The sequence below is a fragment of the Ancalomicrobiaceae bacterium S20 genome, assembly GCA_040269895.1.
Lineage (GTDB): Bacteria > Pseudomonadota > Alphaproteobacteria > Rhizobiales > Ancalomicrobiaceae > Methyloraptor > Methyloraptor flagellatus.
Window position 1 is genome coordinate 3,433,040 of the sequence record CP158568.1, and the last position, 13,002, is coordinate 3,446,041.

14 protein-coding genes are annotated in these 13,002 nt (G+C 67.6%); 5 read left to right on the top strand and 9 right to left on the bottom strand.

Annotated elements, in window-relative coordinates; all coding sequences use genetic code 11:
* The first annotated feature begins 89 nt into the window (after nucleotides 1–89).
* Together ABS361_15575 and ABS361_15580 are read left to right on the top strand one after the other, a co-directional pair.
* The gene (locus tag ABS361_15575) at nucleotides 90–734 is read left to right on the top strand and encodes an FMN-binding negative transcriptional regulator (GenBank protein ID XBY43497.1); all 645 of its coding nucleotides are present in this window, start codon (nucleotides 90–92) and stop codon (nucleotides 732–734) included.
* Nucleotides 731–1,666, top strand: a complete 936-nt coding sequence (locus tag ABS361_15580; GenBank protein ID XBY43498.1) for a DMT family transporter — start codon at nucleotides 731–733, stop codon at nucleotides 1,664–1,666. The genes ABS361_15575 and ABS361_15580 overlap by 4 nt, the downstream gene beginning before the upstream one ends.
* An 87-nt stretch (nucleotides 1,667–1,753) precedes the next feature.
* On the opposite strand, the gene ABS361_15585 is transcribed toward ABS361_15580, so the two are convergent.
* The 6 genes from ABS361_15585 to ABS361_15610 all read right to left on the bottom strand — a co-directional run bounded on the left by ABS361_15585 (nucleotide 1,754) and on the right by ABS361_15610 (nucleotide 6,605).
* On the bottom strand, nucleotides 1,754–2,116 hold the full coding sequence (locus ABS361_15585) for a hypothetical protein (protein XBY43499.1): 363 nt from the start codon (nucleotides 2,114–2,116) through the stop codon (nucleotides 1,754–1,756).
* Nucleotides 2,117–2,338: 222 nt separating this feature from the next.
* The gene (locus ABS361_15590; protein XBY43500.1) at nucleotides 2,339–2,629 is read right to left on the bottom strand and encodes an HPr family phosphocarrier protein; all 291 of its coding nucleotides are present in this window, start codon (nucleotides 2,627–2,629) and stop codon (nucleotides 2,339–2,341) included.
* A 345-nt stretch (nucleotides 2,630–2,974) separates the two neighbouring features.
* The gene (locus ABS361_15595; GenBank protein XBY43501.1) at nucleotides 2,975–3,376 is read right to left on the bottom strand and encodes a PTS sugar transporter subunit IIA; all 402 of its coding nucleotides are present in this window, start codon (nucleotides 3,374–3,376) and stop codon (nucleotides 2,975–2,977) included.
* Between the two features lie 151 nt (nucleotides 3,377–3,527).
* Nucleotides 3,528–4,019: an HPr kinase/phosphatase C-terminal domain-containing protein gene (locus tag ABS361_15600; protein ID XBY43502.1), complete on the bottom strand. Its 492-nt coding sequence runs from the start codon at nucleotides 4,017–4,019 to the stop codon at nucleotides 3,528–3,530.
* A complete protein-coding gene (locus tag ABS361_15605; protein ID XBY43503.1) occupies nucleotides 4,016–5,863 on the bottom strand; it encodes a sensor histidine kinase in 1,848 nt (615 codons plus the stop codon). Before ABS361_15605 ends, ABS361_15600 begins: the two co-directional genes overlap by 4 nt.
* Before the next feature lie 40 nt (nucleotides 5,864–5,903).
* Nucleotides 5,904–6,605 carry a response regulator transcription factor gene (locus ABS361_15610; GenBank protein XBY43504.1) on the bottom strand — a complete coding sequence of 234 codons (702 nt, stop codon included), beginning with the start codon at nucleotides 6,603–6,605 and terminating at the stop codon, nucleotides 5,904–5,906.
* Between the two features lie 172 nt (nucleotides 6,606–6,777).
* On the opposite strand from ABS361_15610, the gene ABS361_15615 reads away from it, so the two are divergent.
* Together ABS361_15615 and ABS361_15620 are read left to right on the top strand one after the other, a co-directional pair.
* Complete coding sequence (locus ABS361_15615; GenBank protein ID XBY43505.1) at nucleotides 6,778–7,722, top strand: DUF2470 domain-containing protein; 945 nt, start codon at nucleotides 6,778–6,780, stop codon at nucleotides 7,720–7,722.
* Nucleotides 7,723–7,942: 220 nt separating this feature from the next.
* On the top strand, nucleotides 7,943–9,556 hold the full coding sequence (locus ABS361_15620; protein XBY43506.1) for a phosphoenolpyruvate carboxykinase: 1,614 nt from the start codon (nucleotides 7,943–7,945) through the stop codon (nucleotides 9,554–9,556).
* A gap of 122 nt (nucleotides 9,557–9,678) precedes the next feature.
* On the opposite strand, the gene ABS361_15625 is transcribed toward ABS361_15620, so the two are convergent.
* From ABS361_15625 to ABS361_15635, 3 genes are read right to left on the bottom strand one after another with little or no spacing between them, the layout of a single operon-like run.
* Nucleotides 9,679–10,482 carry an ABC transporter ATP-binding protein gene (locus tag ABS361_15625; protein XBY43507.1) on the bottom strand — a complete coding sequence of 268 codons (804 nt, stop codon included), beginning with the start codon at nucleotides 10,480–10,482 and terminating at the stop codon, nucleotides 9,679–9,681.
* The gene (locus ABS361_15630; protein ID XBY43508.1) at nucleotides 10,479–11,240 is read right to left on the bottom strand and encodes an ABC transporter permease; all 762 of its coding nucleotides are present in this window, start codon (nucleotides 11,238–11,240) and stop codon (nucleotides 10,479–10,481) included. Before ABS361_15630 ends, ABS361_15625 begins: the two co-directional genes overlap by 4 nt.
* A gap of 5 nt (nucleotides 11,241–11,245) precedes the next feature.
* Nucleotides 11,246–12,241, bottom strand: coding sequence for an ABC transporter substrate-binding protein (locus ABS361_15635; protein XBY43509.1), 996 nt, complete (start codon nucleotides 12,239–12,241; stop codon nucleotides 11,246–11,248).
* Nucleotides 12,242–12,607: 366 nt separating this feature from the next.
* On the opposite strand from ABS361_15635, the gene ABS361_15640 reads away from it, so the two are divergent.
* Nucleotides 12,608–12,943: an XdhC family protein gene (locus ABS361_15640; protein XBY43510.1), complete on the top strand. Its 336-nt coding sequence runs from the start codon at nucleotides 12,608–12,610 to the stop codon at nucleotides 12,941–12,943.
* Nucleotides 12,944–13,002 lie beyond the last annotated feature (59 nt).

The following is a 13,002-nucleotide window of genomic DNA, read 5'->3' on the forward strand; positions in this document are numbered from 1 at the left end:
CCGTCGGCCGAAGGCGACGACGGAAACGGCCGTGCTATAAGGCCGGGCGCATGCGGATCGCGTGCGCCCGAGCCCGCGAGAGCCGTTTCATGTACCAGCCGCCGCATTTCCGCGAGGAGCGCCTCAATGTGCTCCATGCGCTGATCGACAGTCACCCGCTCGGGCTCCTGGTGACCTTGGCCGGCGGCGATCTCGTGGCCAATCCGCTCCCGTTTCTCATCGACCGCGACGCCGGACCGAACGGCACGCTGCTGGCGCATCTCGCCCGGGCCAACGGCCAGTGGCGCGACATCGATCCGAGCCTGCCGGCGCTCGTTGCGTTCCAGGGCCCGCAGCACTACGTCACGCCGTCCTGGTACGAGACCAAGCGCGAGACCGGCAAGGTCGTGCCGACCTGGAACTATGCCACCGTGCAGGTGCGCGGGCCGGTCATCGTGCACGACGATCCGGTCTGGCTGCGCACGCAGGTCGGCCGGCTGACCGCGCGCCACGAGGACGGCCGCGCGGCGCCCTGGGCCGTCGACGACGCCCCGGAGAGCTTCGTCGCCGCGCAGCTCAAGGGCATCGTCGGCATCGAGATCCCGATCGCCGCGATCGAGGGCAAGTGGAAAGTCAGCCAGAACCGGCCGGCCGCCGACCGGGCCGGCGTCGTCGGCGGGCTCGGCGCCGAACCCGGCGACGCGGCCGCAGCCATGGCCGGGCTCGTCGCGGCGCGCGCGAGCGACGCCCGATGACGCCGCCCGAACTCGCCGCACCGGGCGCCGCCGGCGCCGCGCTGCCCATCGCCGCCGGCCCCCGCGAACTTAGAACCCGCGAACTGAAGGGCGTCGCGCTCGTGTTCGGCGCAGTAATCGCCTGGGCGCTGACCGGCTTCTTCACCCGCGCCATCACGACCGATCTCTGGACGACCATGGCGATCCGCTCCTTCGCGGGCATGATCGTGCTGATCGTGATGCTGGTCGCGGCCGAGCGCGGCCGCGCCGTCACCGCGCTGCTGTCGATCGACCGGTTTGGCGTCGGACTCGCGGTCGCACAGTTCATCTGCGCGGCGGCGACCATCGCCTCGCTCTACTACACGACCGTCGCCGACAACGCCGTGCTCTATGCGACCGCGCCGTTCTGGACGGCGGCGCTCGCCCTCGTGGTGCTCGGCGAGCGCGTGAAGGTCCGCACGATGGTCGCCGGCGTCGTCTCGCTCGTCGGCATCACGATCATCGTCAATGCCTCGCTCGGGCAGGGCCGCCTGTTCGGCGACCTGCTCGGCGTGGTCATGGTCGTCGCCTTCGCGGTGTCGATCGTGATGATGCGCATGCGGCCGACGGTGGCGATCCTGCCGCCGTCGATCCTGAACGCGGGGCTGAACTGCCTGTTCGCCCTGCCCTTCGCCTCGCTCGGCAGCGTGTCGGGGCGCGACCTCGCGCTGCTGGCCTGCTTCGGCTTCACCAACTACGGGCTCGCCTTCGTGATGTTCATGGCCGGGTCGCGGCTGATCCCGGCGGCGCAGGCGGCGCTGATCGCGACGCTCGACCTCGCCATCGCGCCGCTGATCGTCTGGGCCACCCATGGCGAGGATCCGGGGCTCTCCGGCATCGTCGGCGGGTCGATCGTGTTCGTCGCCGTCGTCGGCCATATCGTCGCCGGTCAGGTGGCGGCCCGGCGCGGCTGACGGCCACCTTCCAGGAAGCATCCGCCGAGAATCAGAAGGGGCGCCTCGCGGCGCCCCTTGTTTCGATCGGCAAGCGGCGCAGAGCGCTCACTTCTTGCCGCAGGCGTCCTTCTTCACGTCCTTCTCGTCGATCGTGAAGATATCGCCTTCGACCACCTTCACGCCCTTGACGATGCAGGAGCGGCCGCGCACGTCGGTGAACTTGGCGTCGTAGGTGCCGGTCTTCACGTTCTTGATCTTGAGCCGCTCGTCGTGGTCGACGGTCTTGTCATTGTCGTTGAGCGCCTGGTTCTCGCCCCAGTTGGTCGTGCCGGCCGGCGCGAGCCAGAAGCCGTCGACCGTGTTCGAGGTCAGGTTCCAGAACTTGGTCTGCGCCGCGGCATGGGCACTGCCGACAGCGGCAGCACCGACGAGCAGGGTCGCGGCGAACATGACAGAAAGCTTGCGCATCAAAGGGCCCTCCCAAGGCTTGCACATTCCCTTGTCGCTGTTCTCCCGCGGCGAGGAATGCGTTCGGCAAGATTGGTAACGACCCGGATCGCGCCGCGCAAGAGCTTTCGCCGCACGAATACGCAACGTGCGACATCCGGACCAGCGATCTACTTTTTCAAGGAAACAGTAATAAGCCAAATCTAAGAACGAAGACATTACCGGAGTCGAGAGCAGCGTCTCTCATTCTTCGTGGAATTTCGCTTCGACCAGATAGGCGATCGCGGCCATGGCCTCGGCGGCCTGCCGGCCGCGCACCGCGACGCGGATGGTGGTGCCGGGGCTCGCGGCGAGCATCATCAGCCCCATGATCGAGGTGCCGCCGACCGTCTGGTTGTCCTTGGTCACTTCGACCTCCGCGTCGAAGGTCTCCACCGTCTGGACGAACTTGGCCGAGGCGCGCGCGTGAAGGCCACGCTTGTTGGTGATCAGGAGATCGCGAACCAGCCCGTCGACCGTGGCACTCTCATTCATCCGAACCGTCTCCCCTTCTCCCCAGAGCGAACGCATTCCTGCGGGAACGACGCGCCGACCGGACATTCGCAAGAATGTCCCCGGACTTGTGTCAAAAAAGCGTTTCAGACGCTGCGAAACCGCGAGGGCGGGGCATTAAATGGTCAAAGGGATCGGACTGTCGACAAAAAACCACGTCCGAGCGCGGCATGGCACGGTTGGCGTTGAGCGCTCCACCGCGCCGCAACGCGCATGACGCGGCGACGGCAGGCGATGGTACGAGGCATGGACGCGCGACGGCGGCACGAGGCGTGAGCCCCATCGGAGCCCGGACCGGGCGGCGGCCCTCGGCCGCCGCAACGCCGCTCACTGCCCCTGCAGCACCTGGCTCGCGACGTTGATGTATTTGCGGCCGGCCTCCTTGGCCTCGACCACCGCGGTCAGGATCGGCCGTTCGGCACGCACCTTGGCGAGCTTGACCAGGAGCGGCAGGTTGACACCGGCCACGACCTCGATGCTGCCGCCGTTCATCACCGAAATGGCGAGATTGGACGGCGTGCCGCCGAACATGTCGGTCAGAATGACCACGCCGGCCCCGTCATCGACGCGCGCAACCGCATCCAGGATATCCTGGCGCCGCCGCTCCATGTCGTCCTCGGGGCCGATGCAGATCGTTTCGATCTGCCGCTGCGGCCCGACGACGTGTTCGAGCGCCTTGACGAATTCCTTGGCGAGATCCCCGTGCGTGACGAGGACGAGACCGATCATCGGCTCAGCTCCTTGGGCCGCGCGGCCCGCGACCGTTTCCGGTCCGGGCCCGAGACTCTTCGTCCCGCCCCTCTGCGCAGCGCCGAAACATGGTCGGGTCCGGATCGAAGTTCAAGAGCCAAGCGCCGCCCCAGCCGCGAATTGTCCACGATCACGTGATGCTCGAATTTCGATTCGCGAGCAAGTGCATAACGATATCCGCGTTGCCCGGGTCGCGTTCCGGAAGCGTCAGTTTCGGAACCGAAACACCGCACAGCGCCGCCGTCAAGTCGGATGGCGCCGGCATGCGCTCGACGTCGCCGGCAACGAGGTCGATGACCAGCCGGATGACTGCCGCCGCCTCGTGCGGCAGCCGCAGGATACCATAGCCGCGCCGCTCGACGAGCCCCGCGATCGTCTCCGGCACCTCCGCGACCAGCCGGTCGCCGCTCGCCCTGAGCCGGACGCGATCATCGGCGACCAGCGTAGCGAAAAGGCCGGCCTGCGTCGCCCGGCCGATCAGGTCGAGCGCCAGTCGCGACTTGCCGGCCCCCGAGGCGCCGCGGATCAGCACACCGTCGGCGCCGACGAGCACCACGCTGGCATGGACGGCCGCCGGTGCGGGTCCAGACCCTGTGTCCGATCCGGGCGGGGCGGCGCTCATTCGGCCGGCAGGCGCACGACGAAGCGGGCGCCGAGAATCGCGGGTTCCGGCCCGTCGCTCATACGGTTCATCGCCTCGATCGAGCCGCGATGCGCCTCGACGATCTGGCGCGTGATCGCCAGACCGAGGCCGGAGTTGTTGCCGAAGCTCTCGCCGTCGGGGCGGTCGGTGTAGAAGCGCTCGAAGATGCGCTCGATCTTCTCGGCGCGGATGCCCGGACCGTCGTCGTCGACCACGATCTCGACCTCGGGGCCGTCGCGCTGCATCAGCACACGCACCTCGCCGCCGTCGGCCGAGAACGAGCGGGCGTTGTCGACCAGGTTGGTCAGCACCTGGCCGAGACGGCTGTCGTGGCCGTTGACCCGGTAGGCGGCACGGCCGGCCGGGTCCGGCGCGATGGTGGTCACCACGCGCTGATCGCGCTTGGAGGCGAGATCGTTCTGCATGGCGCCGACCGCCTCGACCAGCCGCACCAGATCGACCGGCTCGGCATCGAGGCGCGCCAGTTCGGCATCGAGGCGCGAGGCGTCGGAGATGTCGGAGATCAGCCGATCGAGCCGGCGAACGTCGTGCTGGATGATCTCGAGCAGGCGGCCGCGCGAATTGTCGGATTTGGCGAGCGGCAGCGTCTCGACCGCGCTGCGGAGCGAGGTCAGCGGGTTCTTCAGCTCGTGGGCGACGTCGGCCGCGAAGTTCTCGATCGCCTCCATGCGCATGTAGAGCGCCTTGGTCATGTCGCGCAGCGCGCGCGACAAGTGGCCGATCTCGTCCTCGCGGGCGGAGAAGTCCGGGATCTCCTCGCGCGCCTTGGCCGAGCGGCGGACCCGGTCGGCGGCGGCTGCGAGCCGGCGCAGCGGCGCGGCGATCGTGCCGGCGAGCAGCACCGAGAGCAGGATCGTCACCATGGCGGCGACCAGGAACACCCGGATCATCGCCATGCGTTCGGCGCGCACGATCGCGTCGATGTCGCCGCCCTGGGTGGAGAGCAGCAGCGCGCCCTGGACGTTGCGGCTCTTCAGGACCGGCACCGAGACCGAAACGATCAGTTCGCCCTTCTGCGTCACGCGCACGATCGAAGCCGGCGCGCCGCCGAGCGCCTGGGCGACTTCGGGGTAGTCCTTGCCGCTGGCGATGCCGAGTTCCTTGTAGACCGGCCAGTCGGTGCCGCGCAGCAGCCGCGAGGCATATTCGATGGCCCGATCGATCAGCGTCGGCGTGTGGACGGTCTCCTCGGGCGGATCCGTCGGCGGCGAGAAGTCGCCGCGGCGGTAGAGCGCGCGGCTGTCGATGACCAGGAAGCCGTCGCGATCGTAGATGCGAGCGCGCGTGCGGGTCGGCGAGATCAGCTTGCGCAGCACCGGCACGACCCGTTCGGGATTGATCGGGAACTCGAGCGACTGCAGCCCCTCGTCGATCGCCGGCTCCTTGCCGGAGCGCTCGCGCGTCATCTCGTCCCGGAGCAGCTGGTCCGGATCGAGCGTCATCGTGTTGTCGGTCTCGACCGTGGCGGAGGCGGCGACCGCGGCGGCGATGATCTCGCCCTGGGTCATCAGGCTCTCGACGCGGGCATCGATCAGGCCGGCGCGGAACTGGTTCAGGTAGAGAATGCCCGACAGGAGCACGATCAGCCCGAACAGGTTAAGGAACACGATCCGGCGCGTCAGGCTCGAGAACACCGCCGTGCCGAGGCCGCGGCCGGTGCGGGCGGCGGCGAGGCGCAGCGAGCGGATGCGCCAGGGCACGCTCCGCCGACCGCCCGTTCGCGAGGAGACGGGGCGCGTCACCGCGGGACGGGCACCGGCCTCGTCGGCCGGCCCGTCCGTCGCATCCGAGCGGAATGCCATGTCTCGGCCCTCGGGCCTCCCTCAGATCCCAAGCCGGCCCTCAGGCCTCCTTGAAGCGATAGCCGACGCCGTAGAGAGTCTCGATCATCTCGAAGTCGTCGTCGACCACCTTGAACTTCTTCCTGAGCCGCTTGATGTGGCTGTCGATGGTGCGATCGTCGACATAGACCTGATCGTCGTAGGCCGCATCCATCAGCGCGTTGCGGCTCTTCACCACGCCCGGGCGCTGCGCGAGCGCGTAGAGGATCAGGAACTCGGTGACGGTCAGCGTCACCGGCTCGCCCTTCCAGGTGCAGGTATGGCGCTCCTGGTCCATGACCAGGAGACCGCGCTCCAGAATGCGCGCCTGATCGGTCGGCTTGGCGCCGGCCTCGCCGCGCGGCGAGGCCCGGCGCAGCACCGCCTTGACGCGCTCGACCAGCAGGCGCTGCGAGAACGGCTTCCGGATGAAGTCGTCGGCGCCCATCTTGAGGCCGAACAGCTCGTCGATCTCGTCGTCCTTGGAGGTCAGGAAGATGACCGGCAGCTCGGACTTCTGGCGCAGGCGGCGCAACAGCTCCATGCCGTCCATGCGCGGCATCTTGATGTCGAAGATCGCCAGATCCGGCGGGTTCGCCTTGAGGCCGTCGAGGGCCGACGCGCCGTCCGTGTAGGTCTGGACGCGATAGCCTTCGGATTCGAGCGCGATCGAAACGGAGGTCAGAATGTTGCGATCGTCATCGACAAGGGCGATTGTCGGCATTCGGTGATCATTCCCCGTTGAAGCGCATCCGAGGTCCGCCCCGGGTGCGCGTTGACAAGCGTCGTCCTGGCTGTCCCGTCGCCGCGGCGCCCCGTTCGACACGGGAGGCGCCGGCGCCGGTCTTGCGAAATCTCGCCGCCCGCGACGGCGGCGGCGCTCACGAACGCCACGAATGCGCACGAACTATGGCGTTCCAAGGATAGACGACCCGAGCCGCTTCGCCAAACAGGACCGTTTTCGCGGCAGCGGGACCGATGCCGGATCGGTGCCGAGACGGGTTGTTCCGCGCCGTGGACGGGGCCAGAGTCGCGGGCAGCCGCCGAATGCGCCCTCATCTCATACGGATCGGGCGCGCGCCCCACGCGGCTCAAGAGGACCGAATGACCGCAGAGCCCCCCTTTCGCCCCTCGCCGCCGCGCGCCGGCTGATTCGCCAGGCCCGCACCGCCGCGCTCGCCACGCTGACGCCCGGAACCGGCGCGCCCTTCGTCTCGTTGGTCACGGTGGCGACGGAGCCGGACGGACACACGCTGATGCTGCTCTCGGAACTCGCGGTGCACACGCGCAACCTCAAGGCCGATCCGCGCGCTTCGCTCCTGTTCGAGGAACGCGACGCCGGCGACCCGCTCGCCGGGGCGCGCGTCACGGTCACCGGCACGATCGGAAAGATCGAGGCCTCGGAGACCGTCCGGCGCCGTTTCCTCGCCCGCCAGCCCGAGGCGGAGGTCTATGCCGGGTTCCGCGACTTCGCCTTCTACCGGCTCGAGCCCGGCGTTTCGCATCTCGTCGCCGGCTTCGGCCGCATCGTCGACGTCGCGGCGTCCGACCTGCTGCTCGATCTCGCGCCCGCTCGCGAGATCGTCGCGGCCGAGGCGGAGATCGTCGCGCATATGAATGCCGAACACACCGACGCCGTGGCGCTCTATGCGAGCCGGCTCATCGGGGCACCCGAGGCGTCCTGGCGGGTCATCGGCGCGGATCCGGAAGGCCTCGACCTCGCCGCGGAGATCGGGGGGACGATGACAGTCCGGCGACTGGTATATCCGGCGGAAGTACGGCAACCGGGGCAACTCCGTGCAACCTTGAAAGCACTTGCAGACAAAGCCCGTGGACCATGAATTCCTAAACCGATTTAGCGTAAAAACTTGCTCACATTGACTTTGGTCGGCCTTGTTCAACTTCATTCGGTCGACTAGCGTCCGCGGATTGCTGGGAGCAGACGGACGAGTGCTCGTCTCGCAGCCGCGAAAACGACTTTCAAGGCGGCGCGGGCGACTACGATCAAATCCGGATGCTTCGTGAAAACACGGCGAGCAGAGTGAGCAAGGGAGTAACCCCGTGACCGAGACCGGCACCCGCAATACCGCGCATGGCCTGGATACCGTCGGACTGAAGAACTTCGCTTCGGCGAAGTGGAACCTCTCGGAGCCCGAGCTCTATGAAGAGGCGATCCGCCGTGGCGAAGCGCGGGTCGCCGCCGGCGGTGCGCTGGTCGTCGAGACAGGACAGCACACCGGCCGCTCGCCGCAGGACAAGTTCGTCGTCAAGGACGCGCTGACCACCGGCACGGTCTGGTGGGACAACAACAAGCCGATGAGCCCGGTGCATTTCGAGACGCTCTACGCCGACTTCCAGAAGCACGTCGAGGGCAAGGAGCTCTACGTGCAGGATCTCGTCGGCGGCGCCGACGACACCTACAAGCTGCCCACCCGCGTCGTCACCGAGCTCGCCTGGCAGTCGCTGTTCATCCGCAACCTGCTGATCCGCCCGGCGCGCGAGGCCCTCGGCCATTTCGTGCCCGAGTTCACGATCATCGACCTGCCGTCGTTCAAGGCGGACAAGGAGCGCCACGGCGCCCGCACCGAGACGATCATCGCCTGCGACTTCTCGCGGCGCATCGTCCTGATCGGCGGCACCTCCTATGCCGGCGAGATCAAGAAATCGGTCTTCACGCTCCTGAACTTCCTGCTGCCGGCGCAGAACGTCATGCCGATGCACTGCTCGGCCAACGTCGGCCCGGCCGGCGACGTCGCGGTGTTCTTCGGCCTGTCCGGCACCGGCAAGACCACGCTGTCGGCGGATGCCTCGCGCACGCTGATCGGCGACGACGAGCACGGCTGGGGCAAGGACGGCGTCTTCAACTTCGAAGGCGGCTGCTACGCCAAGACCATCCGTCTGTCGCGCGAAGCCGAGCCGGAGATCTTCGCGACCACCGAGCGGTTCGGCACGGTGCTCGAGAACGTCGTGCTCGACCCGTCGACCCGGGTGCCGAACTTCGACGACGACTCGAAGACCGAGAACACCCGCGCCGCCTACCCGCTGCACTACATCCCGAACGCCTCGGCGACGGGCAAGGCCGGCCAGCCGAAAAACATCATCATGCTGACGGCGGATGCCTTCGGCGTGATGCCGCCGATCGCCAAGCTCACGCCCGAGCAGGCCATGTACCACTTCCTGTCCGGCTACACCGCCAAGGTCGCCGGCACCGAGAAGGGCGTGACCGAGCCGCAGGCAACGTTCTCGACCTGCTTCGGCGCGCCGTTCATGCCGCGGCATCCGTCGGAGTACGGCGAGCTGCTGAAGCGCCTGATCGCCGAGCACGGCGTCGACTGCTGGCTGGTCAACACCGGCTGGACCGGCGGCGCCTACGGCACCGGCCGTCGCATGCCGATCAAGATCACCCGCCGGCTGCTCGCCGCGGTGCTCGACGGCTCGCTGAAGAACGCCAAGTTCTACACGGACCGTCATTTCGGCTTCCAGGTGCCGACCGACGTCGAAGGCGTCGAGCCGCACGTGCTGCATCCGCGCAAGACCTGGGCCGACAAGCTCGGCTTCGACGCGCAGGCGGCCAAGCTGGTCGGCATGTTCCAGAAGAACTTCGAGAAGTTCGAGGCGGCTGTCGACGGCGCCGTCCGCGACGCCGCCCCGCAGATCCGCGCCGCCGCGGAGTGAGCCTCCGGCCGGCAACGCTCCGGCCCATCGGTTCGAGGAAACGAAGTCCCCAAGGAAAAGAACGCCCGGTCGCAAGACCGGGCGTTCTCATTTGTGAGAAAGCGCGCCGCCGCGCCGACCGTTCAGGCCCTGACCTCGCGCTGAAAGATCTCCAGCGCCTTGGCCTTGGCGGCGACGAAGCGCGGGTCGGCCATCGATTCCGGCGTGCGCGGCCGGGGCATGTCGAAGGTCATGTATTCGGCGATGCGGGTCGGCCGGCGCGTCAGGAGCAGGATGCGGTCGGAGAGATAGACCGCGTCCTCGAGGTCGTGGCTGACGATGACCATGGTCACGCCGGTCTTCAGGTAGACGTCCTGCAGCTTCTCGCGGATGAACAGCGTCATCTCGTAGTCGAGCGCCGAGAACGGCTCGTCGAGGAACAGCACCTCGGGCTTCGGCGCCAGCGCGCGCATGATGCAGACGGTCTGCTGCTGGCCGCCGGAAAGCTCATAGGGGTAGCGATTGAGGTCGAAGCGGATCTCGAATTCCGAGACGAGTTCCTCGACCCGTGCCTTGACCTGCGCCTTGCCGAGGCCGGCGCGGCGCAGCGGATAGGCGATGTTGTCGATCGCCCGCATCCACGGGAACAGCGCTTCCCGATACTGCTGGAACACGTAGCCGATCACGGTCTGCTTCAGCGTCTTGCCGTCGAACAGGATCTTGCCCGCATCGACCGGGATCAGGCCGGCGATCATGTTCATGAGGGTCGACTTGCCGCAGCCGTTCGGGCCGAAGATCGAGACGATCCGGCCTTCGGGCAGGTCGAGATCGAAGTTCTGATAGAGGGCTGAGCCCTGGAACGCCTTCGACAGGCCGCGAACCGTGATGTGGGTGCGCTCGCGCTGGAGCTGGACCGGCAGCGCCGGCGAAGACACGGGGGCCGTCATTTGCCGCTCCAATGGATGAAGCGCTTCTCGATCAGGAGGAACGCGAGGTTGAGCAGATAGCCGAGCGCGCCGGTCACCAGGATCGAGGCGTACATGTCCTTGACGTTGAGGACCTGCTGGGCGTCGATGATGCGGTGGCCGAGGCCGGTCTCCGAGCCGATGAACATCTCCGCGACGATGACGATGACAAGCGCCATGGAGACGCCGGTCCGGAGCCCCACGAAGGTTTGCGAGAGGCTGTCCCAGATCAGCACGTCCTTGAAGATCTGGAAGGCGTTGGCGCCCATGACGCGCGCGGCGAGGATGCGGGTCTTGCGGGCGTTCATGACGCCGTAGGCCGAATTGAACAGGATCACCAGCACGGCGGCGAAGGCCGCGATGGCGATCTTGTTGGCGTCGGTGATGCCGAAGATCAGCAGGAACAGCGGGATCAGCGCGCTCGACGGCGTCGAGCGAAAGAAGTCGATGAGGAATTCGACGCTGCGATAGACCGGCTCGGCGGCGCCGAGCGCGATGCCGAGCGGCACGCCGATCGCGGCGGCGATCACGAAGGCGAGCCCGGTGCGGAACAGCGTCGCGCCGAGATCGACCAGGATGGCGCCGTTGCCGATCGACTGGCCCAGATGCGCGAGCGTCTCGAACGGCGACGGGAACAGCACCTTGTTGACGAGGCCGAAGGCGACCGCACCCCACCAGACGGCGAAGAACAGAAGCGGGCCGATCAGCGGCAGCAGGCGTTTGGTGTCGATCCTCTCCATGGCCGTCATGCCTTGTAGAGCATGGCCGACACGTCGACCTTGCGGCTGAAGATGCCACGCGCGGCGAAGACGTCGAAGAAGTCCTGGAACGCCTTGACGTCGGTCGGCGAGAAATCGCTGGCGAGCTTGAAGCCGGGCAACGGCACCTCGCCGACGAGGTCCTCCTCGATGCTGGTGTAACCCTTCAGGTACTTGCGGACCTCGGCCGGCTTCGTCGACACCATGGCGACCGCCTCCGAATAGGCGGCGACGAAGCTGGTGGCGAGCGCCGGCTGGGCGGCGAGGAAGGCGCTGGTCAGCGAGGCGCTGCCGCCGAACCAGGGCAGGTTCTCGTCGCCGAGCACATATTTCGAGATCACGCCGTATTCGAGCACGCGCGCGGCCTTCTTCATCCGGCCGATCGTGCCGGTGGGCTCGAGCGTGTAGACGGCGTCGACCTGGCCGGCCGCGAGCGCCGGCACATGCTGGCCGATCGGCAGTTCGATCACCTTGGGATCCTTGATGCCGTTCTTCTCCAGGATCACCTTGGCGAGCGTGACGTTCTGGATGCCCGGGCCGGAGGCGACGCGCTTGCCGGCGAGCTCGGCGATCGACTGGATCGGGCTGCCCTCGGCGACGATCATCTCGTCGAGCCAGTAGGTCTTGTTGCTCGGGTTGGAGCAGAAGATCTTGGCGAGACCCGGCGACGTGATCTCGCCGAGGCCGATCGCGGCCGAGGCGGTGCCGTTGGCCGAGCCCTCGATGCGGCCGGCGATCATCGCCTCGACCACCTGGGTGGCGCTGGCGAATTTCACCGCCTCGACATCGAGGCCCGCCTTCTTGAAGAGGCCGGTCTCGACGCCGGTATAGAGCGGCAGGCCGCCGGCGATCGGCCAGAAGCCGATCCGGATCTTCGGCGTCTCGGCGCGCAGTATGGCCGGGCGCGCCAGGGTCGCCGCCGCCGCGACACCGGCGGCGAGAACGTGACGGCGAGTCGGAAGGATCGAACGGCGATCTGCCATGACGCGGGGCTCCTGCTGTCGCGTGGATCTGCCAAGCTTCAGCAAGCCATGTGCCAGCGGCGAGAGAAGAGGCGACGCACGGTCGCGGGCGACTGGCCGCCGAGATCCTCTCCCACTTTTCAATGGGTTATCGTTCTGCCCCGCTTGTCGGCCCCGGCTCGCGCCGGGACGGACGATCGGCCATTTTGCATGCAACTGGCTTTTTGCTTATTTTTTGCCCATTAATCCTCTATTGCATACAAATTCATGCGCCACTCGGAGTTCTCGGTCGGCGCACGCCGCGACCGAGCCATGCGATCGGTCGCGGCCCTGTTTCGCGGATCGGTGCGGGCCTATATTCTTCCCGACAGTTCACGGGAGGCCGCCATGGATACTGGGACCGATATCTCGACCAAGGACGTGCTCGGCACCGCCGAGGCTTGGCGGCGCGAGGGCCGCGCCGTGGCGCTTGCGACCGTGGTCGAGACCTGGGGATCGGCGCCGCGGCCGGTCGGTAGCCATCTGGTCATCGACGCGGACGGCAATTTCGAAGGCTCGGTCTCCGGCGGCTGCGTCGAGGGCGCGGTCGTCGCGGAGGCGACCGAGGTGATCGAGGACGGGGCGCCGCGCATGCTCGAGTTCGGCGTCGCCGACGAGACCGCCTGGCGCGTCGGCCTGTCCTGTGGCGGCCGCATCGCCGTCTGGGTCGAGCGCGTCAACTAAGGCTCAGATCGGCCGGGTTGCCCGGCCGGTTCCAACCCGCTTCCCCTCCTCCGATCGGA